Source organism: Stackebrandtia nassauensis DSM 44728, assembly GCF_000024545.1.
Taxonomy (GTDB): Bacteria; Actinomycetota; Actinomycetes; order Mycobacteriales; family Micromonosporaceae; genus Stackebrandtia; species Stackebrandtia nassauensis.
The window spans coordinates 409,248-433,905 of sequence record NC_013947.1 but is presented as its reverse complement, the minus strand read 5'-3'; the positions used below and the strand labels follow the sequence as shown (position 1 = coordinate 433,905).

Genomic DNA, 24,658 nt, shown 5'->3' with positions numbered 1-24,658 from the left:
AAGCGACGATGTCGGGGACATGTCTCAACTTCCGACATGTCCCCGACGGCGAAACGAGGACCTAGAGGTCCGTGGTGCCCTTGATCCACTTCTGGTGGAACACGGTGGAGGCGTAGCCGCCCCACTTCCAGTTGGCCGGGTTGTGCCCGGCTTCGCAGGCACCCGCGAGCATGGTCTTGCCGGTGGAGGCGCTCTTGATGAACACCGGTCCACCCGAGTCGCCGCCCGCGACCGCGCCGTCACCGATGACGCACACGTCCTCGGGCATCTCGCAGTACTTCTTGGTGGTCTTTCCCTTGGAGTACTTGAGTTTCTCCGGCAGCGGGCCGGTCCAGTCGGCCTTGGTGGCGCCCCAGCCGTAGATGGTGGAAGCCTGGCCCAGCTTCAGGTGCGACTTGCTGAAGGCCAGCTTCGGGTAGGTGTTGGTGTGGGGCGTCTTCAGCTTGATCACCGCGATGTCGTACAGGTTGCCCTGCTGGTACTTCGGGTGGATCTTGATGGTCGAGATGTCGATGACCTTGCCGCCCGAGGAGCGGGTCTTGGCACCGATGCGCGCCTTGTACTTGCCGCCGGTGGTGACGCAGTGGGCGGCGGTCAGGATCCAGTTGCGGCTGATCTGGGTCGAGGTGCAGCGGAAGTCGCCGTTGTTGTGGAGGGCGACGATCCAGGGCGTCTTCGTGCTCGCGGGCACGGTCCCGCCACCGACGATCCGGGAGTCGTCGGAGGACTTGCCGGTGTCATCGGCCAGTGCCGGGAGAGTGACGAACGCGGCGGGGATCGCCAGGGCGACGAACACGGCTATGGGCAGGAGTTTTCGCAGCTTAGAGCGAAACATTGGGCTCCGTAGATATCGAGGGGTGGTTATTTAGCCAGTGAATAATACGTGGATTTCCAGGTATGCCAAACCGCCCGAACGCGTCGTGAAGTGTGACAATACGTCCATGAACCCCTCAACTCGGTTCACAGTGGAAGTGACGGCTCACGACGAGGTGTCCACCGAGGTGCTGACCCGGCAACTGCGCATCGACCTGCGGGCGCTGGGACCACTGTCGCTGGAGCCGGTGTTCGCCTCGATGCCGGTGTCGCCCGACGATGACCCGCTGCTGCCCCCGCTGCGGTCGGGCTCCGCGTCGCACCAGGGCGTCATCGCCGCCACCGGAGCGCTGTCGGACCCGGCGGTCAAGAACCTGTTCGAACTGTTGGTGGCCTTCGTCAACCGCACCGGCGTCGGCAGTGTCACCGTGCGACGCGGCGAGGACGCGGTCTCGGTGGCGGGAGCGTCGCATGAGGACTCGTCCCGCGAACTGTCCGAACTGGAGAAGCTGCTCGGCTGAGCCGGATCCCTCAGACCACCGCGGAACGGTACTGGCGCGGGCTGGTTCCCCGGTGCCGTTTGAAGGCGGTGCTGAACGCGAACGGATCGGCGTAGCCGACGGCGCGCGCCACCTCGGCCACGCTCATGTCCGAATCGGACAGCAGGTCCTCGGCGGTGTACATGCGCCACTCGGTGAGGTACTTCAGCGGCGGCTGTCCCATGACCTCGGCGAAGCGCTTGGCGAGATGGGCGCGGGACACCTTGGCCTCGGCGGCGAGCGCGCCGACCGTCCACAGGTGTTGCGGCCGGTTGTGGATGGCCTCCAGCGCGGGCCCGGCCACCGGGTCCTGCGCGCCCCGGTACCAGGCGGGGGCGTCGGCGCCCTGGTGCTCGAACCAGCAGGCGAGCGTGCACACCAGGCCCCAGTCCAGCAGCCGGTCGATGAGAGCCTGGCCGCCGGGGCCACGGCGGCGGCGCAGCGCGTCGGTGACGGCGTCCAGCCAGCCGCCCAGGGTCGCGACCTCCGGCTTCGTCGCGTCCGTGGTGTCCTCGTCGACCACCAGCGCGGACGGCAGCGTGCGCAGCAGTCGCTCCTGCCGGGTGCAGGTGGTGCGGTAGGTGCCGACGATGACGGCCGTGGTGGCGTCGGACTCGTCAAGGCTCAGTTCACAGACGGTCTCGTAGCCGTTGCCGGACAACACCTTGATCGGTCCGTCCATCGCGGCGGCCGAATCGGCCAGGTGGAACGGTTCGTCGCCGCGCACCAGGGCCGTGCTGCCCTCGTTGAGTTTGTGCTCGGTGCCGTCGGCCAAGACCAGCACGCCCTCGCCCCGCACCGCGGTGAGCAGGGTCAGTGCCCCGCCCTCGGCGAAGCGGATCGCCCACGGCGGCTCCAGCGATACCTGGTTGACGCAGGCTCCCTCGGCGCGGATGCCGCCCAGCATGTCGCTCAATGGGTCCATGGCCGCAAGCGTAGACGATCGCAAAGGAACGACCGGGTTTCAACCATGGTGCGTCCACGGACTGCCGGTTTTACTTGCGGCATGAGTCAACAGACACCTCACGAAACCGCCCCGGTCGCGCTCGTCGTCGTCGGGCACCACCGCTCCGATTCGCTGACCGCGGCCATCGCGGCACGGGCCGCCGAGCGGCTGCGGCAGGCGGGCTACCGCATCGACCTGCTTCAGTTGCAGCAGGAGGGATTCGAGCCGCGCAACCAGGTCGCCGACGAGCCGCAGTACGACAATCCGAAGCCGGTCTACTCGGCCGAGGTGCACGCCCTCGCCGATCGACTGCACGCCGCCGACGTCGTGGTGCCGGTGTTCCCCGTGTGGTGGTTCGGGCTTCCGGCGGTGATGAAGGGCTGGCTGGACCGGGTGTGGAACCACGGCCTGACCTACGGCGTCAAGCCGGAACCCATGGCGGGCAAGCGGATGCTGTGGATCGGGCTGGCGGGCATCCCCGACCACGACCCGAACGCGGATCTGGTGCGTTTCCTGCTGGACAACACCCTGCGGCGCGGCCTGTCGGAGTACTGCGACGTGACCGACGTCCACACGCTCGCGCTGTTCCACAGCGAGGGCACCGGCCTGACCGGGAACACGCGGGAGCGGCATTTCCAGCGGTTCTTCGAGCGGGTCGACGAGTCGGTGGCCAAGCTGCTGGCCGGGTAGCGACAGCCGCCGTCGTCCTCGTCACGGGTTTTTCCGTGCCGGTTCCGTACTGGCACGGATGCCGGACCGCCGCGACGCGTCCAGACTCGACCCATGACGCGAACCACGAGCGGAAGGAGCCACCAATGCTGACCGAGGTCGCGCCGGGTGTGCTCGTCCACCAGAGCGAACTGCTGCGGAACAACACCGTCGTCGTGCGGGGCGGCACCGGCGTGCTGCTCATCGATCCGGGAATCCGAAACTCCGAGATGGCCTGCCTGGCGAACGACCTCCGCCAGGTGGGCCAGCCCGTGGTGGCGGGTTTCGCGACGCATCCCGACTGGGATCACGTGCTGTGGCACCCCGAACTCGGCGGGGCGCCGCGTTACGGCACGGCCCGGTGCGCGGCCTTCATGCGAGAGGTGCTGTCGAAACCGGACTGGAAATCCCACGTGGCCGCCGGGTTTCCGCCGGAGATCGCCGACGACCCGCCACTGGACCGGTTCGGCCGCATCTCCGGTCTTCCCGCCGGAGCCACGCGGATTCCCTGGGATGGCCCGGCGGTCCGGATCATCGAGCACCCCGCGCACGCGCCGGGCCACGCGGCCCTGTTCATCGAGGAACGCGGCGTTCTCGTCGCCGGTGACATGCTGTCGGATCTCTTCGTTCCGATGCTCGACGACTTCGGCGACACCAACGATCCGGTCGAGGAGTACCTGGCCGGGTTGCGGCTGCTGGACGACGTGGCGAAGGATGTCGATGTCGTCGTCCCCGGCCACGGGTCCGTCGGCACGGCCGGCGAGGTGACCGCGCGGATCGCACTGGACCGGGCGTATGTGCTCGCCTTGCGGGACGGCGAGGCTTTCGACGATCCGCGCGTCGGTTCATCGGCCGAGCCCGGCTGGGAATGGATCAGCGACATCCACGAAGGACAACTGCGAAACCTCGCCCGGAGGAACGAGCGCGGCGGCCGACCGGAGGCGATCTAGTCCGTCTCGCCGTGCCAGGAGCGCCACAGCGCGGCGTAGGAGCCACCGGCGGCGACGAGTTCGTCGTGGCTGCCCAGTTCGGTGATGCGTCCGCCGTCCACGATGGCCACCCGGTCGGCGTCGTGGGCGGCGTGCAGCCGGTGCGCGATCGCGATGACGGTGCGGCCGTGCAGGACGGCGGCCAGCGCGCGCTCGGCCTCGCGGGCGGCGGTCGGGTCCAACAGCGAGGTGGCCTCGTCCAGGATCAGCGTGTGCGGGTCGGCGAGGACGAGTCGGGCCAGCGCGATCTGCTGGGCCTGCGGGGCGTCCAGTTCGGTGTGACCGGCGCCCAGCTGGGTGTCGAGGCCCTCGGGGAGGGTGTCGAGCCAGGTGGCGCCGACGGTGCCGAGGGCGGACAGCACCTCGTCGTCGGTGGCGGTGGGTTTGGCGAGGATCAGGTTGTCGCGCACGGTACCGATGAACACGTGATGGTCCTGTGTGACCAGTGCGATGCGGCGGCGCAGTTCGGCCTGGTCCAGGTCGGTGACGGCGACGCCGCCGACCTTCACCGCGCCGACGCGGGGAGCGTCGACTCCGGCCAGCAGCCGTCCGAGCGTGGACTTCCCTGCCCCCGAGGGACCGACGACGGCCAGGTGTTCCCCGGCCCGCACCGACAGGTCGATGCCGTGCAGGACATCGCGTCCCGAGGTGTAGGCATAGTGGACGCCGGTGACCTCGATGGTGTCGCCGACGGGTTCGTCGCCGGAGGGGACGCGGTCGGGTTCGACCTCGGCGACGCCGCGGACCCGGGCGAACGAGGCACCGCCCTGCTGCAACTGCTCGATCCACATCAGAGCCTGGTCCAGCGGTTCGACGAGCTGCCGCAGGTACAGCGAGGCGGCGATGACGACGCCGAGGCTCACGACGTCGTTGAAGTACAGCAGGCCGCCGAAGAACAGCGCGGCGGCCATCGGCAGCACGTAGGAGAAGTCGGCGACCGGGAACATGACGGTGCGCAGCCACAGGGTCTTGCGGCGGGTGCGGGTGCCCTCGGCGACCGTGGCGTCCCCGGCGGCGACGCGGCGGTCGGCCAGACCGAAGGCCTCGACGGTCTTGGCCCCGGCGGCGGTGGCGGCCATGACCTCGGACATCTCGGTGTTGGCGTCGCCCTCGGCGAGGTAGGCGGAGCGGGCCCGGCGCAGGTACCAGCGCATGATCAGCCACAGCGGCAGGATCATCAGCAGCGCGCACAGACTGAACAGCGGGTTGAGGACGATGACAGCGCCGAGGATGAAAACGATGTGCGCGGCGGCGATCACCATCTCGGGGAGTGCTTGCCGGACAATGGTTCCCAGCGTGTTGACGTCGCCGGTGCTGCGGGTCATCAGGTCGCCGCTACCCGCCCGCTCCACAACGGACACGGGTAGCCGGAGCGTGTCGTCGATGAAGTCCTCACGCATCCGGGCCAATGCCCGCTCCCCGTACCGGTACCCGAGGTAGCGCCCGAACCTGTCGAACAACAGCTGCGCCAGCAGGAAACCCGCGATGGCCAGGCCGAGCATGTCGACGGTTCCGATACCGGCGCCGGAGTCGACGCGATCGACGATCTCGCCCAGCAGCCATGGCGCGGCCAGCCCCGCGACCGCCGCGAGGCAGTACAGGACGATCACCATCGTCAGCGCCTTGGCGTCGCCGCGCAGCAGGGCCCACGCGGCCCGGCGCACCTGTCGCTTGTCCGCCAACGGAAGCCGGTTCTCGTTCACGGCGTCTCGCCCTCCTCCTCGGCGCCGCGCAGCACCAGCGCGCGGTAACCCGGTTCGGTGTTGAGCAGTCGCGCGTGGGTGCCGGTGGCGGTGACCTTGCCGTCCTCGACGAACGCGACCTCGTCGCAGCGGTCCAGCACCAGCGGCGAGGTCGACAGCACCAGGGTGGTCCGGTCGCGGCGGTGTTCCCGCAGCCCCTCGGCGATCGCCGCCTCGCTGTGCGCGTCCACAGCCGAGGTCGGTTCCGGCAGGATCAGCACCTCGGGCTCGGCCAACAGCGCCCGCACCAGCCGCACCCGCTGCCGCTGGCCGCCCGACAGGGTGCGGGCCTGGGCGTCGATCTCGGTGTCGAGCCCGTCCGGCAGCGCCTCGACGATGTCGGTGGCCGCCGCCTGCCGCACCGCCGTACCAATCGTCGCGTCGTCGATGTCGCCCGACGGCGAGACCATGTCGCGCAGCGTGCCCGCGAACAGGTGGGAGTCGTTGCCCGACAACAGGATCCGCCGCCGCACCTCGGCCAGCGCCATGTCGGACAGCGGCACCCCGCCGTAGGCGGCGTCGGAGTCCGTGTAGCGGGCGATCCGCTCGACGATCAGCGCCGCCGACTCGGCGTCGGCCGTGGCCACCGCCGCCAGCCGCCGCGCGGGCACTCGCAGCCCCGACTCGGGGTCGTACAGCTCGGCGGGACCGACGGGTCCGGCGACCGCCTCGGCCGGATCGGTGACGGCCGGTTCGAGGTTGAGGACGCCGATGATCCGCCGGGCCGCGACCCGGCCCCGGGTGATGTCGAAGATCGCCTCGATGAAGAACGCCACCGGCAGCACCAGCGCCGCCGCGTAGCCGTACACCGCGACCATGTCGCCGAAGCTGATCTGTCCCGCCGCCACCAGCCGGGCCGCCAGCCATGTCACCAGCGCCAGGAACAGGCCGGGCAGCCCGCTGCCCAGCGCGTGGATCCAGCTGGCCACCGCGCCGACCCGGTAGCCCTCCGACAGCAGCTCCCCCGAGCGTCGCCGGTAGCGGCTGGCGAACAGCGACTCGCCGCCGATACCGCGCAGCACCCGCAGCCCGGCCGCGATGTCCCCGGCGCGGGCGGTGAGGACACCGGTGTGCTCGCGGTAGGTGCTCTCGGTGCGCTGCAAGCGTTTGGTGAGCGGACCGATGGACAGCACGATCGCCGGTACCCCGACGAGGACCAGCGCCCCCAGCAGCGGCGAGATCGACAGCACCATGACCGCGATCAGGACGCAGGCGACCACCGAGCCGACTCCCGGTCCCGCCGAGGTCATCGCGTGCGAGACCTGCTTGGCGTCCGAGGCGCCGATCGCGACGATCTCGCCGGTCGACACCCGCCGCGCCAGCACCGAACCCAGCCGGGCGGCGTGTCGGTTGACGACCTGGACCGTGCGCAGCGACGCGTCCATGCGCACGTGGGTCATGGTGCGGTGCCGCAGGATGTTCGCGGCGGCGTTGACGCCACCGACCAGGATCAGCCCGGCCGTCCACCAGGCCAGCGGTTCCAGGGCGCGGGCCCGCAGCCCCTCGTCGACGGCCTTGCCCATGAAGAACGGCAGCGAGGCGATCCCCACCGACGACACGATTCCCCAGAAGGCGCCCAGGAACACCCGGCTCGGCTGTTTCCACAGCAGCCACCACAGATACCGGCCCGGACTACGCGCGTCGGGCGTGCCGGGGTCGGCGTGCGGGGGCAGGGGGGACACGTCGTCACGCTAGCAATCGCATGCCACCCGGCTCGAACGATTTATCACCGGTAGTGACCGTCGGCACGGCGCACGAGTTGGCGTGCCGAACTCATGAAGCTTTTGACGCGCGCGCGGGGAAAGTGGCATCACAACGCCAACCGTGTGCTTCGCGTATGCGCCTCGATGTGCGCGGCGGTGATTGATTCTCAACCGATACATCGACCCCTGGAGGGATGGACATGCTTCAGTCCATGGAAGTCCGAGAGCTGGCGGAGTCCTGCCGCCTGACCGGCAGACCCGAACCCCGGATCGCGCCGCACCCCACCACCGGCCCGACCCGCCCGGCCGCGACATCGCGCCGGGAACCAGCCGCTCCCTCGCCCCGGGAACGCAAACTGCTGCGGCTGTGGGCCCGCGGCTACACCGACCAGCGCGCCGCCCGGGAACTGGAGGTCTCGCTGCGGACGGTGCGACGCATGAGCGCCAGCCTGATGGAGCGCTACGGCGTTCACAGCCGGTTCCAGGTCGGCGGCCTGGCACACCAGCGCGGCTGGATCAGTCTCGAAGACCTCTTCTAGCCGACGGGGGACCCGGCCGTGTGACGGCGAGGTCCCCCCAAACCGGCTCAGGCGCCGGTGTTGCGCCAGCGTTCCCAGAACGCGCTCAGATCCTGACCCGACACCTCGGCGAAGATGCCGCGCAGCTCGTCGGAGGTGATGACCCCGCCCGAGAACTCCGCGACGGCGGTGCGCAGCGCCTCGTCCATCGCGGGCTTGCCGATCGTGGTCTCCAGTTCGGCCAGCATGCAGGCGCCGTCGCCGTAGATGGCGGGCGCGTACTCGTCCTCGATGTGTTCGTTGTAGTAGTCCATCCCGGCGTCGATCCGCATGCCGTCGGAGAACCAGAACGGCGCGGTGGCGCAGTATCCGGGCACTCCGGTGATGGTGTTGGTCATGTACTGGGTGACCGATTCGTCCAGCCACGGGTCGTTGTACTGGTCGTTGCCGACCAGGCCGTAGAACCACTGGTGCCCGGCCTCGTGGACCGCCGGAACCTTGGCGGGCTCGGTGAGGATGAAGCCCGGGTATTCCATGCCGGCGAAGCCTTCCCAGTCGCCGATCACGGTGTCCATTTCGGAGTACGGGTATTCGCCGTAGGCCGCGTCGAAGGTGTCCATTCCCTCCTTCACCCAGCCGGTGACCTCCTCGGCCTTGGCCTTGTCGATGTCGCCCGGGTACCAGGTGCGCAGCTTGGCGCCGGTGGCCGAGACGGTGTCGACCTTCGCGAACGGCCCCGCCGCCCAGGCGAAGTCGCGGACGTTGTTGGCCTTGATGACCGTCGTGGTGTTCTTGCCGTGCTTCACCTCGGCGATGGACCTGCCGGTCGCGGGCACCTTGACCGCGTTCGGGTGGTCAAGGGTCACAAGGAAATCCGACTCCAGCGTGTAGAAGGACTCGCCGAAGGACGTGAACGGCGGCAGCTCGCCGGTGCCGTCGTGGACGGCCAGCACCGGGATGGCGTTGCCGATGAACCGGTAGTCCCCGGCCCGTCCGAAGCGGTAGGTCTCCTCGGGGACGGCGATGTCGACGTCGACGGACACCATGCCGGTTCTCCCCGCCGGAACCGGTCGGGTCAACTCGATCGGCACCGCGGTGCAGTCGACGGTCTCGGCACCCAGTTCGCCGCCGAACCGGGGCTCGATCGACACGGCCCGGTCGTCACAACCGCCGCGACCGTTTCCCCACAGTCTTATCCACAGGGTGTCCATCGTCCGGTCCGACTTGTTGCGGAAGGTGACGGTCTGGGTTCCGCTCCAGTTCGCCCCGGTGGCGTCGCTGTCGAGGGACAACAGGTACTTCGCGTCCTGTGGCGTCACCGGTTCGTCCGGTTCGGCGGCCTGGGCGGGCCCGACGGCCGCCACCGACGCCGCGAGCACCCCCGCCAGCAGCAGGAATCTCTTTTTCATATGGGCTCCAAGATATGTGCCAGGCGGCGGGCGCCGCCTGATCCCAGAGTCGTGTCGCGGGATGGGCTCTGCCATCTTTTCGGTGTCAGCCGAATCGCAGTGTCGCCGCGCCCAACGGCGTCAGGTGATGCCGCACCGCCTTGCCGTCCCGTTGCGTGACAACGAAACCCGCGTCGCGCAACACCCCCAGGTGCTCGGACGCGGACGCGGCGCTGATGCCCAGCGACCGGGCCAGCTCGCCGGTGCCGCCGCCCGAGGCCGCCGCGCGCAGCACCCGGGCCCGGTTGCGGCCCAGCAGCTTCTCCAGTGCCATGTCATCCACACTGGACGAATACGGGTATTTCGGACGTGCCACCGGGTAGACCAGCGTCGGGACGTCCACCCCCTCGTCGGTGAACCCGGGCCGGTTCCAGAACAGCGCCGGGATCAGCCGAAGTCCTTGTCCCCCAAGGTGAACGTCGAGGTCGGTGCCGTAGTCGGCGTCGATCGCGAGGGTCCGGCCGTCGAAGGAGATACCCGGGCCCAAGCCGTCGAGCGCCGTGGCCGCGCCGTCCGACAGCAGCGCCTGTCCGACCCGGACCAGCTCGGCGTCGACACAGGCGCGGATCGCGTCCTTCACCGGCGCCATGCACACCGCCTCGTAGGCCCGGCACGCCGCGACCAGCCCGTCGGGAACGTCGGTGTACTCCTCGATCCCGCAGTACTCGAGCAGTTCCCTAGACGCGTGGCCGTTCTCCATGACGAACTCCAGCAGCGGCCACGCGGCGCGCGGCAGCCTCGGCAGCGTCCGGTTGCGCCAGCGTTCCACGCCGGGGCGTCCGTTCGGGGACCGCAGCGCCTGCACACTGGCACCGATCTCCAGGTGCGGCGCGGTCTTGAAGGACAGCCGCGCCACGTCCTCGGGGCTCAGGTGTATCCGCAGCATGTGGGCAATAATGCCCGGCGCAGGTCACGAATCCGTCAATGCGGGGACTACCGTAGGAGCGACGAGCGACCGTCACATTCGACCGAAAGGACCGAAATCGTGGGAAAACTCCTGGCACTGGTGATCGGCGGGGTTTGTCTGCTCGTGGTGGTGGCGGTGATCGTCGGGATCGTCCTGCTCGTCAGCAAGGCCAAGCGGAAGTGACAGACAGCGAGGTCCCATGGACATGTCAGCTGAAGTAGCCAGCACCCCGCTGTGGATTCCGGTCCTGCTCGGCGGCACGCTGCTGCTGTCGCTGGCGGCCGTCGTCGCAGTCATCCTGCTGAGCGTGCGGGTCAACAAACTGTCCGCTGAGCTGCGCGCCCGGCATCCCGTCCAGCCGATGCGACCGGCCCCGCCGCCACACGGCTACGGCCAACAGCCGCAGTCACCCCAGCCGGGCCAGCAACCGCCGCTCCCGCCCGGGCAGAACCCGCAGCAACCCCCGCCACCGGCCTAAGGTCGACTCGCGCTGGATCAGCTTCGCCGGGAACACCACCCGCTGCGGCTCGACATCGGCCGTGCCGTCCTGGATCCGGCGCAGGATCAGCTCGCCCGCCTTGCGGCCGTGGTCCCGCGAGGCCGTGGCCATCGTGGTCAGCGGCGGCGCCACCAGGGCCGCGGCCTCGGTGTCGTCGAAGCCCATCACGGCCACGTCCTCGGGGATCCGCAGTCCCGCCTCGCGGGCCGCGTACATCGCGCCGATGGCCATCACGTCGCTGACGCAGATGACCGCGTCCGGCGGTTCGGCGAGCTTGCGCAGGTTCGCCAGCGCCTTGGCGCCGCCCTCCAGCGAGGCCGCCGCCCGGATCACCAGGCTGGCCTCGGTGCTCAGCCCCGCCTTGTCGAGCGCGCTGCGGTAGCCCTCCACCCGGCGGGCCCCGGCCGCGAAGTCGTCCTCGGCGGTGATGAACGCGATCCGGCGGTGGCCGCGCTCCAGCATGTGCTGGGCCGCGAGCGAGCCGGATTCGAAGTCGGCGTTGGTGACCACGTCGAAACCGGGCCCGGGGATGTCGGCGCCCAGCATCACCAGCGGCAGTTTCGCGTCCAGGATCGGCTGGATGTCCTCGGTGCGTTTGTCGGCGCCGGAGATGACGAAGCCGTCGACGCGCGACAGCAGCTGCCGCACCGCGTCGCGCTCCACGTCGCGGTCGGCGTCGGTGCTGGTCACGATGCAGTGGTAGCCCTCGGGACGCAGCGCGTCCTCAAGGCCCCGGGCGGCGGCGGTGTAGAAGGGGTGCGAGATGTTGGGGACCACCAGCCCGACGGTGGAGGTGCGCTGGACCCGCATGCTGCGGGCCACCTCGTTGGGGCGGTAGTCCAGCTCCTCGATCACCCGCAGCACCTTCTGCCGGGTCGCCTCGGCGACCGGCCGTCGGGAACTGAGCACGTGCGAGACCGTGGTAACGCTGACCCCGGCCCGTTTGGCCACGTCGGTGATGCCGACCCGTCCACCAGATGCCACTAAATCCGTCACTTCCTCATGGGTTCGCCGCTGCACCCCCACCATAACGGCCGCTTTCGCAAAACGTTGTGCGGCTTCGGCCGAAGTGATCAACCACGGTTGCCATCACAAAACGTTTTGCGTATTCTGGTGCTGCCCCGTCACCGGCCGATCGGCCCGCACACGCTTCTCGGCCGGTGCCGGGTCACGACTTCCCCCGACGTTCGCGAGCCGAAGCGGTAGCCATGGTCACTTTCGCACAACTTCAACAGTCCACCACTCAGTCCCTGCTCAGCGGCGCCGACGCCGCCCGCAAACTGGCCCGCGAACTGGAACAGTTCGGGGCCGAGACCGACCGGCTGCGCCGCGGCCTGTCGGCAGGCTGGTCCGGCGACGACGCCACCGCCGCGGGCACCAAACTCACCGAGCACGTCACCGGCTATCGCAACGCCGCGACCAGCTACGGCAGGATCGACCAGATCGTGTCCACACTGGTCGGCGAGATGAACGCCGCCAAGCAGCAGCTGGAATCCGCCGTGTCGGCGGCCCCGTCCATACCCGGCCGGGTCGACGGCAACGGCACCGTATACGTCAACTGGGAGGCGCTGGGTCCGCAGCCGTCCGCCGCCGCGGTCGCCACCGCCAAACAGAACGCGATGAAGGTCGCGGGCTGGATCCGCGACGCGGTCACGCGCGCCAACACCGCCGACCAGAACGCCGCGGGCCAGTTGTCGGCCGTCACCGGCGGTGCCGTCCCGGCCCCGAGCACCGCCGGTGCCACGGTTCCCGCCGAGGGCACCGATCCGGCGAAGGTCAAGGAGTGGTGGGACGGCCTGTCGCAGCAGCAGCGCGAGGCGCTCATCGCGGCCGACCCCAAGGCGGTCGGTGGCCTGGACGGCGTGCCGATCGCGGTGCGGGACCAGGCGAACCGGCTGGCGCTGACCTCCGAGATGGACAGTGTCGGCGGGCAGCTGTCGGCCGCCCGCGAGGAACTGTCGAAACTCAGCCCCGGCAGCCCGCACGACCTGGCCTCGCGGCAGGAGTACCAGGAGGCCGCCTCCCGGGTACGCGAGCTGGACCAGCGCTGGGACAACCTCAACAGCGTCAAGGACCAACTGGGCCGCACCGACCTGCAGGGCTCCACCGAGAAGCTGCACCTCATCGACTACGACTCCGCCAGCGACGGGAAACTGGTGATGTCGGTCGGCAACCCCGACACCGCCGACAACGTCCTCACCTTCGTGCCCGGCATGACCACCGACGTGGAGGGCATCGGCACCAGCATGGACTACTCGCTGCGGATGCAGGCCGACGCGGCGGCCAACCTGCCCGGATCCAGCACCGCATCGGTGATGTGGCTGGGATACGACGCCCCCGACGGTGTCTTCGGCGCCGCCAACGACAACGCCTACCGGGCTGCGGCGGGCGATCTGACGACGTTCCAGCATGGACTGCGCGCCACCCATGAGGGGCCGGCCTCGCTGAACACCCTGCTGGGCCACAGTTACGGCTCCTCGACCGTCGGCTACGCGGCCAGTCAGGCCGACCTGAGGATCGACAACCTGGTCTTCGTCGCCAGTCCGGGCGCCACCGTCGACAGCGCGGGCGACTTCCAGGGCATCGGCGCCGACCACGTCTTCGCCACCCGGGGTTCGGACGACATCATCCGGCACGTCCCGGAATGGTTCCACGGCAACGATCCCGTGGACGCCGACTTCGGCGGCCGGGTCTTCCCCGGCGGCGACGGCGGCCACTCCGACTACTGGAACCCCGGCAACCCGGCCCGCGAGGGCATCGCCGACATCGTCACCGGGCAGTCCAACCAGCTGCCGATCACGCTGCAGGACCCGTCGGTGCTGCGGCCCGAGTCCGTCCGGCCGTGATGAGGGAGGTCTGCGCGAGCGTTGGGACGCGCGATCAACCGGCCGTGACGGCGCCTCGCCGAAGTCCCGGTCCCCCAGCGGGACATCGGCGAGGCACCCTGCGGCGGCTGTTGTCGAGCGGGGCGCGCCGTGCGGTGACGGCCGGGACGGCTCGTCGATCGCGACGGCTGTTGTCGGGCTTCGCCGCGTGCCTCGCGTTGGCCGCGATCGTCGTGTGTCCGTCGCCCGCCTACGCCAAGGGCTGCGAGGCCGAGTCGCGCGACGACCCGATGCCGCAGACGCCGTGGCCGCTGGAGCGGATGCGGCCGGAACGGATGTGGCCGTTGACCCGTGGCGAGGACATGAAGGTCGCCGTCATCGACTCCGGGGTCGGCGAGCACCCGATCCTCAAGGGACGCGTGAAGGCCGTCGACTACACCGAGGACAAGCTCGGCGCCCGCTGCGACATGGCCTCGCACGGCACGCTGGTCGCCGGGATCATCGCCGGGGCCGACACCTCCGACTCGCCGTTCCACGGCCTGGCGCCGGACGCGTCGATCCTGTCGTACCGGGTCATCGACACCGTGGAGAGCGCCACCAGCCGTGACGCGGTGGTGCCGGTGGTTGACGCGATCCGCGACGCCGTCGACAAGGGAGCCGACGTCATCAACCTGTCGCTGACCTCGGTGCACACCACGGCGTTGCAGGAGGCCATCGAGTACGCGCACAGGAAGGACGTCGTGGTGGTGGCCGCCGCCGGTAACTCCGGTGCCGAGGGCCGCAAGTCCTATCCGGCGGCCTACGACACCGTGATCGCGGTGGCGGGGCTGCGCCCCAACGGCGAGCACGTCGAGTCGTCCAGCATCGGTGACTATGTGGACATCGCCGCGCCGGGCGAGCAGATCGACGGCCCCGCCCCGTCGGGCGGTGGCTACGGCCGTCGCGAGAAGGGCGGCACCAGCTTCGCCGCCCCGTACGTGTCGGCGACGGCCGCGCTGCTGAAGTCCTACTACCCCAAGGACTCCCCGGAGGAGACCGCCGCACGGATGCTGGTCACCGCCGACCATCCGCCGGGCGGACGCAACCAGCTGGTCGGGTACGGCGAACTCAACCCGTACCGCGCCCTGACCACCGTGCTCACCGCCGCCGAGAAGCGCGAGGCCATCACCCCGGACGCGCCGCAGCAGGCCAGCGATCCGGGCGCCGTGACCCGGAAGCGGGCGTTGCTGTTCACCGCCTGCGCCGCCGCCCTGGTGCTGGTCTTCCTGGCCGCGAAGGTGATCGTGCCGCGCGGCCGCAACCGCCGCTGGCGCTGCCCCTAGATCGTCGGCTATCTTAGTCGTATGCCTAAGTTAGGCATACGACTAAAGGAGCGCTCGTGCCGCAAGCCTCACGAGGACGGCGACGGCAGGCCGAACTGGTGGCCGCCGGTGTCGAGATCCTGTCCGAATCCGGCTGGGAGGGCCTCACCCACCGCGCCGTCGCCGCCCGCGCCGAGGCCAACCCCGGCCTGGTGCACTACTACTTCAAGGGATCCGACGGCCTGCGGCTCGCCGTCGCGGCCCAGGCCGCCCGGCAGTCGATCACCGCGCTGTTCGACGAACTCCTGTCGGTCGAACCGGACGCGTTCCCCGCGACACTGAAACGCATGCTGCGCGCGGCACGCGACGACCGGCACGCGGGCCGGGTCACCACCGCCCTGATCAGCGCCAGCTTCGACGATCCCGCCATCGGCGCCCTGGTGCGCGAGGAGTTCGCCGACGGCCGCTCCCGGGTGGAACAGTGGCTCCACACCCGACACCCGTCCTGGTCACCGGCCCGGACGCGCGGGGCCGCCGCCCTGCTCGTCGCCACGATCGACAGCCTGGCACTGCAACTGCTGCTGGACCCCGAACTCCCCCTCGACGACATCGACGCGACCACGCGAACCCTGTGGCGCGCCATGGAAACGGACGGCCCGACATGAACCCACGAGACTGTGCCACCGTCGACTGGCGCCTCCCCGCCACCGGCCTCGACGCGATCTTCGGCGACGGCGCGACCCGGTGGGAGAAGACGCTCCCCACCGTCACCGGCCTGGCCGGTATCGCGGTCCTGGCCGCCTACGCCGCGCTGACCGGGAACCTGGACTGGTCGTGGTGGCAGTACGCGCTGGCGGCGATCCTCGTCTTCGACCTGGTCGGCGGCGTGGTCACCAACGCCCTCAACTCCGCCAAACGCTTCCAGCACGCCGAGCGCGTCGCCGTCCCCCGCCGCGCCGCCAGCCTGGTGCGCAACCACGTCCTGTTCGCCGCGATCCACGTGCAGCCCATCGTCATCGCGGCGCTGTTCCCCGGCGTGGGGCTGTGGTGGGGTGTGCTGTGGTACGCGGTCACACTGGCCGGGGTGATCGTCATTCCCCTTGTGCCGCTTCACCTTCGGCGCCCGGCGGCGATGACGGCCGTGGCGCTGGTGCCGGTGGTGGCCTCGGTGATGCCACATCCGGACGGCTTCGGCTGGCTGCCCGCGATCCTCGTCGCCAAGCTCGTGCTGGGCGCCGTCCGCGAGGAGCCGTACCGCCCCGTCGCGGGCATGGAATCGGGCGGCTCCCGCGAAGGGGAACCGCCCGCCACCAACTGAAGGCTGCTAGGCGAACATCCTGGCGTTGAGACCTTCGGTGCTCACATAGTCCTGTTTGGCCGTACCGACGGTGCGGCCGATCTGGTTGAGCAGCATGTTGAGGTCACTGACCGCGGTGTTCCACTGGGTGCGCTGGGCCTCGTAGGCCTCCTTGTCGCCACCGGCCCACTGCATGCTGTCGAGCTTGGCGCGCAGGCCCTCCAGGATGCTGTCCAGTTCCGAAGCCGAGCTTTGCAGTTTCCCGGAGAAGCCTTCCAGCTCCGCCGGCGAGACCTTGATAACGTCCATTTCTAACCTTCCACTATGGGCGTGAGTCACGCGCTTCCGGACAGGACGCCCATGAGGTTGTTCATGTTGCGGCCCTGCTGTTCTTCGTTGCTGGCGTGGTTGGCCGACGACTTGTCGACCAGGTCGGCGATGTTGTCGAGCACCGTCTGCAGCTTCCCGGCCTTGGTGTCGTAGTCGGCCATCAGCGTCCCGAAGGAGCTGGCCGCCGAACCCGACCAGAAGGCGGAGGACGCCGCGACCTCGCCGCGGATCTTGCTGAGCTGAGCGCGCGCCTGCTCGATGGCGTCGCGCATATCGCTGGAGCCTTTTGACAGCGATGATTGATCGACATGAAGCGGAGAGTTCATATGTCGGCCTTTCTCGTTGAGGCGTGGTGGACAGGGGCACTGGTGTGCCAACAAACTAGCAAATCGTTTTGCAAAACACAAGACCTCCCGGAACGACCGGCCTGAACTGGGCTCAGACCCCGCCGGGCGGCGACCAGGCCGCCTGGATCAGCTGGTTTCCGCTGCGGCGCACCAGGATCCCCCGGCCCGGCGGACGCGGCGCTGGGCGCACATCGCCCAGCAGCAGTCCCTCGTCGCGGTTGCCCGACATCAACAGCCCCGGCGACTGGAGTTCGCGCAGCCGCTGGATCACCGGCTCGAACATCGCCCGGGCCGCGCCGCCCATCCGGCGGGCCACGATCAGGTGCAGACCGATGTCGCGGGCCTGCGCCAACAGGTCCAGCAGTTCGGTGATCGGGTTGTACGAGCCACCCGCGACGATGTCGTAGTCGTCGACGAAGATGTACAGATCCGGTCCCTGCCACCAGTTGCGCGCCCGCAGCTGCTCCGGGGTCACGTCGGGGCCGGGCAGCCGGGTCCGCAGCGCCTCGGCGGCGTCGCGCATGAGCTTGCGGCCCTCGTCGACACCGGCGGCGTACCCGGCCAGGTGCTCGGAACTGAACTCCCCCAACAGGGTCCGGCGGTAGTCCACGGCCAGGAACCGGGCCTGTTCCTTCGGGTAGCGGTCGGCGATCCGTCCGGCCAGCATCCGCAGCAGGTTCGTCTTGCCGCACTCGACGTCGCCGAACACCAGGAAATGCGGTTCGGCGGCGAAGTCGACGTTCACCGGCGCCAGGTGGGATTCGTTGAGGCCGATGGAAACGCCGGGCACGTCGGCCAGCGTCGGCAGTTCGGCCACGTCGACGCGGGCGGGCAGCAACCGCACCGCCGGGGCCGCCTCGCCGTGCCAGGCACCGGCGATCAACGACACCAGCTTGCCGACGCCGTCGGTCAGGTCGGAGACCTCGCTGCTGTCGTCCAGGCGCGGCAACGCGATCAGCATCTGCATCGCGTCGGGCGTGACGCCGCGGCCGGGAGCGCGTTCGGGGACGTTCTTGGCCGCGCGACGGTTGATCTCGGACTCCGAGGGGTCGCCCAGCCGCAGCTCCAGCCGGGTGCCGAACAGGTCGCGCAGCGCGGCACGCAGGTCGGTCCAGCGGTTGGTGGCCACCATCATGTGGACGCCGAAAGCCAAGCCCCGCTGGGCGATGGCCTGCAGGTCGTCCTCGAGCTCCTCGAAGTCGGCGCGGATGGTGGGCCAGCCGTCCACGACCAAAAACGCGTCACCGAACGGGTCGTCGGCGAACTCGCCCGCGGCCTTGCGGCGGCGGTAGGTCTCCATCGAGTCGATGCCCGCCTCGGCGAAGGCGGACTCGCGTTCGTCCAGCAGCGCCGACATCTCGGCGACGGTGCGGCGCACCTCGTCGATGTTCTTGCGGCCGACGACACTGCCCACATGGGGCAGTCCATTGAGGGCACGCAGGGTGCCGCCGCCGAAGTCGAGGCAGTAGAACTGCACCTCGGCCGGGGTGTGGGTCAGGGCGAGCGAGGCGATGACGGACCGCAGCCCGGTGCTCTTGCCCGCCTGGGTGCCGCCGACGATGACGAGGTTGCCGCCCGCGCCGGACAGGTCGACGGTGAGCGAGTCGCGTCGCTGCTCGAACGGTCGATCCACAATGCCCACGGGTACCCGCAGTCCGCCGGACGTCTGCTGACCGGTGGGGCACAGGCCCCGCTTCGGATCGGCCACCAGCGGCGGGAACAGCCGTGACAGCGCGGGCGACTCGTCCAGCGGATCGAGCCAGACCTGGTGCGCGGGCGGGCCCTGGTCGTGCAGCCGGGCGGTGATGACGGCCATCAGCGAATCGCTGATGTCGTCGATGTTCTCGGTCGCCGCGAGGATCGGCTGCGTGGGACCGTCGGGCAGCGGCAGGTGCTCGGAGGTGAACCGCAGCGGCCGGTCCCGCAGGGCGTGACCGGGGCCGCCGTTGCCGTTGCCGTCGCGGTAGGGGCCGGACACGTAGGCGCTGCGGAACCGCAGCATGGTGTCGGTGTCGATCTTCATGTATCCGTGGCCAGGCGAGTTGGGCAGCTCGTAGGCGTCGGGAACACCCAGCACCACCCGGGATTCCATGGCGGAGAACGTCCGCAGCCCGATCCGGTACGACAGGTGCGAGTCGAGACCCCGCAGCCGTCCCTCCTCCAGTCGCTGCGAGGCCAGCAGCAGGTGCACGCCCAGCGAGCGTCCGAGGCGTCCGATCATGACGAACAGGTCGATGAAGTCCGGTTGCGCGCTCAGCAGTTCGGAGAACTCGTCACAGATCACCAGCAGGCTCGGCAACTGCGCCAGGTCCGCCCCCGCGCGGCGGGCCTTCTCGTAGTCCCGTTGCGAGACGAAGTTTCCAGCCGCGCGCAGCAGCTCCTGCCGCCGAGTCAGCTCGCCCCGGATGGCGTCGGCCATCCGGTCGACCAGGTGCAGTTCGTCTTCGAGGTTCGTGATCACCGCGCTGGTGTGCGGCAGCTGGTCCAAAGTGGCGAACGTCGCGCCGCCCTTGAAGTCCACCAGGACGAAGTTCAGCTCGGACGAGGAGTGCGTCACCGCCAGGCCGGTCACGATGGTGCGCAACAGTTCCGACTTGCCCGAACCGGTGGCGCCGATGATCAGCCCGTGCGGGCCCATCCCGCCCTGCGCCGATTCCTTGATGTCCAGCACGATCCGGTCCCCGGCCGGGTCCAGGCCCAACGGGGTGCTCAACCGGTCCGCTGTCGGAGCGCCGGTGCGCCAGGTCTTGCGCGGATCCAGCCGTGCGACATCGCCCAGCCCCAACAGGTCCGGCAACTCCGCCGAGACCGCCAGCGGCTCGCTGGCACTGGTCGCGGTCGCCGGACGGAACCGGGCCAGCCGCCGCGCCACCGCCGCCGCCTCGGGCTCACCGAGCCCGTCCGGCTGCCCCAGCAGCGCGGTCCGGCCGCTGTGCTCCATCGTCAACCGGGCCCCGTCGTTGTCCAAGGGCAGCAGCCACGGCCGCGGATACCGGGGCACGGTGCCCGCGATGTCCAGCACGCTCACCCCCGACAGTCCGGCCCCGGCCAGGTCGTCGTCGGCGTCGACGTGCCCGCCGTCCACCACCACGAGCACGTGCGGGTGGTCGTTGAAGCCCGCGGGCTCGTCGACGTTGCGGTGCCGCTTGCCCAGCTCGTCCTCCAGCAGCTCCTCAAGCTCGGCCAGGCTCGTCGTCAGCAACCGCCGCGCCCCCAAGGCATCGGCCTCCCGGGCGTGCTGGCTGTGCGGCAGCCACTTCACCCAGTCCCATTCGGACGCGGTCTCGGTACCGGCGACCACCGCGATCCTCAGATCGTCCGGCGAATGGAACACCGCGGCCTGGCACAGCATGGCGCGCACCAGATCCCGGTTCGCCGCGGCATCGCCCCGGAACACCAGCCGCCGAAACCGCCTGACCTGCAAGGCCATCGGCAGCGCCTCCACGTTGGAGTAGGCCCGCACGAACCGGCGCAGGGCCAAGGCGCTCAACGGCTCCAGGTCCTCCACCGGTTTGGTCTCCGGCGTCACCAGCGACACCGCCAGCCGCTGCTTGCCCAGCGACATCCGCAGCTCACCGAAGTCGGTGTCACTGAACCGCCGCTCCCACAACCGGGTCGACGCCGCCATCGCCCACAGTGTCCCGGCGGCGGGATGCCGCCACCGCATCGACTCGCGCTGCTGGATCGCGGCCCGGCGCACCTGCCGTCGGGTCTGCGACAGGTAGCGCATGTAGTCGCGGCGCGCGGTGGTCTGGGCGGCTTTCTGGTCACCGCCGGAGGTCAGGAACGACCCGACGAACATGCCCAGCATCGAAACGCCGAACAGTCCGCCGACGACCATCATCAGGACGCCGCCGCCGCGACCGGCGTACATGAACACCATCGCGCCGACCATGGCCAGCATCGGCAACAGCATCAGCATCTGGCCGACGCTGCGCTGACCTGGGGTCGGCAGGTCCGGCGGCGGTTCGAGGACCAGGTCACCAGAGGGCATCGCCGGTCCGGTGCGGCGGGGCGGCCGGGTGAAGACTTTCGTACTCATGCGGGGGCTCCCGTCTCGGGGCAGGCCAGTACATAATATGCAAGACGATTTGTATCGTTGGTATCCAGGGTTTTCCTTCCGTCCCCAGGAGGCTTCCAGCCATGGCCCTCACGAACCAGCTGTGCCGGGTCACCGTCGTGGCCCCCAACACCCGCATGGACATCGCGCTGCCCGACCACGTGCGGCTCTGCGACCTGCAAAGCGATTTGCTGTCCCACGCCGCCGAAGGCCCGGGCGGCGACGACCTGCTCGACGACGGCGCCGACGCCGGCGGCTGGGTCCTGACCCGCCTCGGCGGTGCTCCGCTCGACCCGCAACTCACCCCGCGCCAGCACGACATCGTCGACGGCGAGGAGCTCTACCTGGTCCCGGTCACCGACACCGGCCCGCAGGCGGTCTTCGACGACATCATCGACGCGATGGCCACCGCGAACCAGAAACGGGAACGCAAGTGGCGCACCGGCTCCAGCCGCCGCTTCGGCATCGGCTTCGCCATCGCCGCGATCCTGGGCTCGGCCGTCGCCTGCGTCGCGTCGGGCACCACCGTCGCCATGTGGACGGCCACCGCCCTGTGCGCCACCGCCCTGCTGGCCGCCCTGATCTTCGCCCGCGCCCTGGGCCGGGTCACCGAAGCCGCCGTGATGGGCCTGCTCGCCTGCGGCTACGCCCTGGCCGCCGGCGTACTCGCGTTGGCGCCCTTGGCAACCATCGCCGACGTCTCAGCGCCGCGCCTCATGGTCGGTGGCGCCGCCGTCGCGGTCATAGCGGTCGCGTCCGGCATCGGCGTCCCCACCGCCGCCCCGATCTTCAGCGCCACCGCCATCTGCGGCACCGCCCTGGCGGGCGCGGCGGCCCTGTGCGCCTTCGTCGACGCCGCCCCCGCCCAGGCCGGTTCGGTCGCGGCGGCCGTCGTCCTGGGCCTCATCCCCGCCATGCCCATGCTCGCCTTCCGGGTGGCCCGCCTCCCCATGCCGACGATCCCCCGCTCCCCGCAACAACTGCGGGCCGACACCAACATCGTCGACAGCCAGATGGCCCTGCGCCGCAGCGAACGCGCCGACGAACACCTCAGCGGTCTGCTCACGGCCACCGCCATCATCTCCGGCACCGCCACGGTCTACCTGGCGCTGCACGGCACCCTCGCCGCGATCCTGCTCGCGTCCCTGCTGACGGTGCTGGCGTTCATGCGGGCCCGCATCTTCCCCACCGTCCGCCAGCGCCTCCCCTTCCTGCTCGCCGCCACGGCGGGCCTGGCCGGACTCGCCCTCTCCGCCTGGGTCCACTGGCCCCCCGAGTACCGCTTCGTCCTCCTGGTCGCGGGCCTCGTCGCCACCGCCGCCATAGCCCTCGGCTATGTCCTGGGAGTCGCCGGAAAACCCATCGCCCCCACCTGGGGTCGCCTGGTCGACATCCTCGAAGTGATCCTGTTCGTCGCCGTCGTCCCGCTCACCCTGTGGGTATGGGACGCCTACTGGTGGGTGCGCACCGTCAACGGCTGACCCGATTGACATCCGCCCCGCGATTCGGCGAGCATGACCCACATGCCTAACTGGACGATCAAACCGGAACCCATCGGCGCCCCGGACGTCGACGACGTCATGGAGCAGTACTTCGACGAGATGGGACGCCGGGTCCTCGGACGCGAGGCGACGGAAACCGAAAAACGCGCGGCCCTCACGGCCGACCCCAACGACAAGCTCGCCCCACCGCGCGGCCTCTTCCTCGTCGCCCGCGACCCCGACGGCGAGTTCCTCGGCTGCGCGGGCGTGCGCCTACTACCGGCCGACCCGCGAACCGCCGAACTCAAGCGCATGTTCGTCCACCCCGCCGGACGCGGAGCCGGGCTGGGCCGTGGCCTGCTGCTTGCCGTCGAGGACGCCGCTCGAACACTGGGCGCCAAGCGGATCGTGTGCGAGACCAACACCAAACTCACCGAAGCCCGAACCCTGTACACGAGAAACGGATACGCCGAGACGGAGCCGTACGAGGGCCACGGCAAAGCCGATCACTGGTTCGCCAAGGACCTCGATCGTCCTTAGCGCACAAAAAGAGGAACGGGTGCGACCCGTTCCTTCCCACTCTTAATTTATAACCCACTGACCTGGGAATAGGGCACACCGGGGTACCCATCGCGATTTCCTCATGCTTCACACTCACTGGCCTACACCAGAACCCACGAAGAATGGGAGTCTCACATGCGTACGACCGAGCACGCGGTGGTGATCGCCGGTGGCGGCCCGACCGGAATGATGCTGGCCGCCGAACTCACGCTGGCCAACGTCGACGTCGTCGTCGTGGAACGCCGCGAGAACCAGACCGTCGTCGGCGCGCGAGCGGGCGGGCTGCACTCGCGCACCCTCGAAGTCCTCGACCAGCGCGGCGTCGCCGACCGGTTCGTCGAGGCGGGCCAGGTGGGTCAGATGACCGGCTTCGCCATGACCCACTTCGACATCAGCGACTTCCCCACGAGGTTCAACTACGGGCTCGGCCTCTGGCAGAGCCGCACCGAAGAACTCCTGGCCGCCTGGCTCGACGAGTTGGAGGTTCCCATCCTGCGCGGTCTCGAGGTGACCGGCTTCGCCCAAGACGACACCGGCGTCGACGTCCACCTGTCCGACGACCGCACCCTGCGAGCCGCCTACCTGGTCGGCTGCGACGGCGGCCGCAGCCTGATCCGCAAGACAGCGGGCATCGAGTTCGCCGGGTGGGACGCGACGATGAGCCACCTGATCGGCATCATCGAACTCGCCGAAGAACCCGAATGGGGCGTCCGCCGCGACGCCGACGGCATGCACGGCATCGGACGGCTCGAATACGAGATCCGCGACGGCGAAGTCGTCTACTCCGACGAGGGCCCGATCCGGGTCATGATCACCGAGAAACAAGTCGGCTCCGGCGAACCCACCCTCGAGGAACTCAGCGAAGCGATGACCGCGGTCTTCGGCACCGACTACGGCGTCCACAGTCCCACATCCCTGTCGCGCTTCAGCGACACGAGCCGCCAAGCCGAGTCCTATCGCGACCGACGCGTCCTGCTGGCGGGCGACGCGGCCCACATCCACTACCCGGCCGGTGGCCAGGGCCTCAACCTCGGCGTGCAGGACGCGGTGAACCTGGGCTGGAAACTGGCCCAGGTCGTCAACGGCACCTCACCCGAAGCCCTCCTCGACACCTACCAAGCCGAACGCCACCCGGTCGGCGCCCAGGTCCTGCGCAACACGATGGCCCAGACCGCCCTGATGCGCCCCGACCCCCGCTCCCAAGCGGCCCGCGACATCGTCGCCGAACTCCTCGGCATGGAAGAAGCCCGCAAGACCATCGCCGCCATGATGTGCGGCCTCGACATCCACTACGACCTCGGCGAAGGCCACCCGCTCCTGGGCCGCCGCATGCCCGACCTGGAAGTGACCACTTCCGACGGCCCCACCCGGCTATTCACCTTGCTCCACAATGCCCGTCCCATCCTCCTCAACCTCACCGACACCGAGCTGACACCGTGGTCAGACCGCGTCCAACTCGTCAACGCCGAATACGACGGCCCCTGGGAACTCCCCGCCCTGGGCGAAGTCCCCGCTCCCGCCGCCGTCCTGATCCGCCCCGACGGCCACGTCGCCTGGACCGGCACCCCCACCGACCCCAGCCTCCCCGAAGCCCTCACCCACTGGTTCGGCCCGCCCGCCGCGTAACACCGCTCCCGGGCCCGG

At 69.8% G+C, this 24,658-nt stretch carries 22 protein-coding genes; 12 read left to right on the top strand and 10 right to left on the bottom strand.

Annotation, left to right across the window (positions count from 1 at the left end):
- Nucleotides 1–61 precede the first annotated feature (61 nt).
- Nucleotides 62–835 carry a S1 family peptidase gene (locus SNAS_RS02120; RefSeq protein WP_013015713.1) on the bottom strand — a complete coding sequence of 258 codons (774 nt, stop codon included), beginning with the start codon at nucleotides 833–835 and terminating at the stop codon, nucleotides 62–64.
- 106 nt (nucleotides 836–941) lie between these two features.
- On the opposite strand from SNAS_RS02120, the gene SNAS_RS02115 reads away from it, so the two are divergent.
- Nucleotides 942–1,334, top strand: coding sequence for a hypothetical protein (locus SNAS_RS02115; RefSeq protein WP_013015712.1), 393 nt, complete (start codon nucleotides 942–944; stop codon nucleotides 1,332–1,334).
- A 10-nt stretch (nucleotides 1,335–1,344) separates the two neighbouring features.
- Here the strand turns inward: SNAS_RS02115 and SNAS_RS02110 are convergent, their stop codons facing one another.
- Nucleotides 1,345–2,277, bottom strand: a complete 933-nt coding sequence (locus SNAS_RS02110; RefSeq protein ID WP_013015711.1) for an AraC family transcriptional regulator — start codon at nucleotides 2,275–2,277, stop codon at nucleotides 1,345–1,347.
- A gap of 81 nt (nucleotides 2,278–2,358) precedes the next feature.
- On the opposite strand from SNAS_RS02110, the gene SNAS_RS02105 reads away from it, so the two are divergent.
- Entirely contained in the window at nucleotides 2,359–2,988 is a 630-nt protein-coding gene (locus SNAS_RS02105; protein WP_013015710.1) for an NAD(P)H-dependent oxidoreductase, read from the top strand.
- A 125-nt stretch (nucleotides 2,989–3,113) separates the two neighbouring features.
- Nucleotides 3,114–3,956, top strand: a complete 843-nt coding sequence (locus SNAS_RS02100; RefSeq protein ID WP_013015709.1) for an MBL fold metallo-hydrolase — start codon at nucleotides 3,114–3,116, stop codon at nucleotides 3,954–3,956.
- Here SNAS_RS02100 and SNAS_RS02095 read toward each other — a convergent pair.
- Together SNAS_RS02095 and SNAS_RS36095 are read right to left on the bottom strand one after the other, a co-directional pair.
- A complete protein-coding gene (locus SNAS_RS02095; RefSeq protein WP_013015708.1) occupies nucleotides 3,953–5,698 on the bottom strand; it encodes an ABC transporter ATP-binding protein in 1,746 nt (581 codons plus the stop codon). The two genes, SNAS_RS02100 and SNAS_RS02095, sit on opposite strands and share 4 nt — an antisense overlap.
- Nucleotides 5,695–7,419 carry an ABC transporter ATP-binding protein gene (locus tag SNAS_RS36095; RefSeq protein WP_013015707.1) on the bottom strand — a complete coding sequence of 575 codons (1,725 nt, stop codon included), beginning with the start codon at nucleotides 7,417–7,419 and terminating at the stop codon, nucleotides 5,695–5,697. The genes SNAS_RS02095 and SNAS_RS36095 overlap by 4 nt, the downstream gene beginning before the upstream one ends.
- A 233-nt stretch (nucleotides 7,420–7,652) precedes the next feature.
- Here SNAS_RS36095 and SNAS_RS36090 point away from each other — a divergent pair, with 233 nt between their 5' ends.
- Complete coding sequence (locus tag SNAS_RS36090; RefSeq protein WP_211207307.1) at nucleotides 7,653–7,979, top strand: helix-turn-helix domain-containing protein; 327 nt, start codon at nucleotides 7,653–7,655, stop codon at nucleotides 7,977–7,979.
- A 47-nt stretch (nucleotides 7,980–8,026) separates the two neighbouring features.
- Here SNAS_RS36090 and SNAS_RS02080 read toward each other — a convergent pair whose 3' ends face one another.
- Nucleotides 8,027–9,367, bottom strand: a complete 1,341-nt coding sequence (locus SNAS_RS02080) for a M1 family metallopeptidase (RefSeq protein WP_013015705.1) — start codon at nucleotides 9,365–9,367, stop codon at nucleotides 8,027–8,029.
- A gap of 85 nt (nucleotides 9,368–9,452) precedes the next feature.
- Complete coding sequence (locus SNAS_RS02075) at nucleotides 9,453–10,292, bottom strand: ArsR/SmtB family transcription factor (RefSeq protein ID WP_013015704.1); 840 nt, start codon at nucleotides 10,290–10,292, stop codon at nucleotides 9,453–9,455.
- Nucleotides 10,293–10,518: 226 nt separating this feature from the next.
- Between SNAS_RS02075 and SNAS_RS34920 the strand changes: the two genes are divergently transcribed.
- On the top strand, nucleotides 10,519–10,791 hold the full coding sequence (locus SNAS_RS34920; protein ID WP_013015702.1) for a hypothetical protein: 273 nt from the start codon (nucleotides 10,519–10,521) through the stop codon (nucleotides 10,789–10,791).
- On the opposite strand, the gene SNAS_RS02070 is transcribed toward SNAS_RS34920, so the two are convergent.
- Nucleotides 10,720–11,796, bottom strand: a complete 1,077-nt coding sequence (locus SNAS_RS02070) for a LacI family DNA-binding transcriptional regulator (protein ID WP_013015701.1) — start codon at nucleotides 11,794–11,796, stop codon at nucleotides 10,720–10,722. The genes SNAS_RS34920 and SNAS_RS02070 overlap by 72 nt on opposite strands.
- Before the next feature lie 224 nt (nucleotides 11,797–12,020).
- On the opposite strand from SNAS_RS02070, the gene SNAS_RS32245 reads away from it, so the two are divergent.
- The 4 genes from SNAS_RS32245 (at nucleotide 12,021) to SNAS_RS02050 (ending at nucleotide 16,256) form a co-directional block, all read left to right on the top strand.
- Nucleotides 12,021–13,658 (top strand): alpha/beta hydrolase, encoded by a 1,638-nt coding sequence (locus SNAS_RS32245; RefSeq protein ID WP_013015700.1) that lies wholly within the window; start codon nucleotides 12,021–12,023, stop codon nucleotides 13,656–13,658.
- Nucleotides 13,659–13,792: 134 nt separating this feature from the next.
- On the top strand, nucleotides 13,793–14,959 hold the full coding sequence (gene mycP, locus SNAS_RS02060; protein WP_169313840.1) for a type VII secretion-associated serine protease mycosin: 1,167 nt from the start codon (nucleotides 13,793–13,795) through the stop codon (nucleotides 14,957–14,959).
- A 56-nt stretch (nucleotides 14,960–15,015) separates the two neighbouring features.
- Nucleotides 15,016–15,603: a TetR/AcrR family transcriptional regulator gene (locus SNAS_RS02055; protein WP_013015698.1), complete on the top strand. Its 588-nt coding sequence runs from the start codon at nucleotides 15,016–15,018 to the stop codon at nucleotides 15,601–15,603.
- Nucleotides 15,600–16,256 carry a hypothetical protein gene (locus SNAS_RS02050; protein WP_013015697.1) on the top strand — a complete coding sequence of 219 codons (657 nt, stop codon included), beginning with the start codon at nucleotides 15,600–15,602 and terminating at the stop codon, nucleotides 16,254–16,256. Before SNAS_RS02055 ends, SNAS_RS02050 begins: the two co-directional genes overlap by 4 nt.
- A gap of 6 nt (nucleotides 16,257–16,262) precedes the next feature.
- Here SNAS_RS02050 and SNAS_RS02045 read toward each other — a convergent pair whose 3' ends face one another.
- From SNAS_RS02045 to SNAS_RS02035, 3 genes are all read right to left on the bottom strand, one after another.
- The gene (locus SNAS_RS02045) at nucleotides 16,263–16,544 is read right to left on the bottom strand and encodes a WXG100 family type VII secretion target (protein WP_013015696.1); all 282 of its coding nucleotides are present in this window, start codon (nucleotides 16,542–16,544) and stop codon (nucleotides 16,263–16,265) included.
- Nucleotides 16,545–16,570: 26 nt separating this feature from the next.
- Nucleotides 16,571–16,891, bottom strand: coding sequence for a WXG100 family type VII secretion target (locus SNAS_RS02040; RefSeq protein WP_083786993.1), 321 nt, complete (start codon nucleotides 16,889–16,891; stop codon nucleotides 16,571–16,573).
- Nucleotides 16,892–17,003: 112 nt separating this feature from the next.
- Entirely contained in the window at nucleotides 17,004–20,954 is a 3,951-nt protein-coding gene (locus tag SNAS_RS02035) for a type VII secretion protein EccC (RefSeq protein WP_013015695.1), read from the bottom strand.
- Nucleotides 20,955–21,055: 101 nt separating this feature from the next.
- On the opposite strand from SNAS_RS02035, the gene eccD reads away from it, so the two are divergent.
- The 3 genes from eccD to SNAS_RS02020 all read left to right on the top strand — a co-directional run bounded on the left by eccD (nucleotide 21,056) and on the right by SNAS_RS02020 (nucleotide 24,640).
- Nucleotides 21,056–22,453, top strand: coding sequence for a type VII secretion integral membrane protein EccD (gene eccD / locus SNAS_RS02030; protein ID WP_013015694.1), 1,398 nt, complete (start codon nucleotides 21,056–21,058; stop codon nucleotides 22,451–22,453).
- A gap of 42 nt (nucleotides 22,454–22,495) precedes the next feature.
- Nucleotides 22,496–22,993: a GNAT family N-acetyltransferase gene (locus SNAS_RS02025; RefSeq protein WP_013015693.1), complete on the top strand. Its 498-nt coding sequence runs from the start codon at nucleotides 22,496–22,498 to the stop codon at nucleotides 22,991–22,993.
- 156 nt (nucleotides 22,994–23,149) lie between these two features.
- Nucleotides 23,150–24,640, top strand: coding sequence for an FAD-dependent monooxygenase (locus SNAS_RS02020; protein WP_013015692.1), 1,491 nt, complete (start codon nucleotides 23,150–23,152; stop codon nucleotides 24,638–24,640).
- Nucleotides 24,641–24,658: the final 18 nt, after the last annotated feature.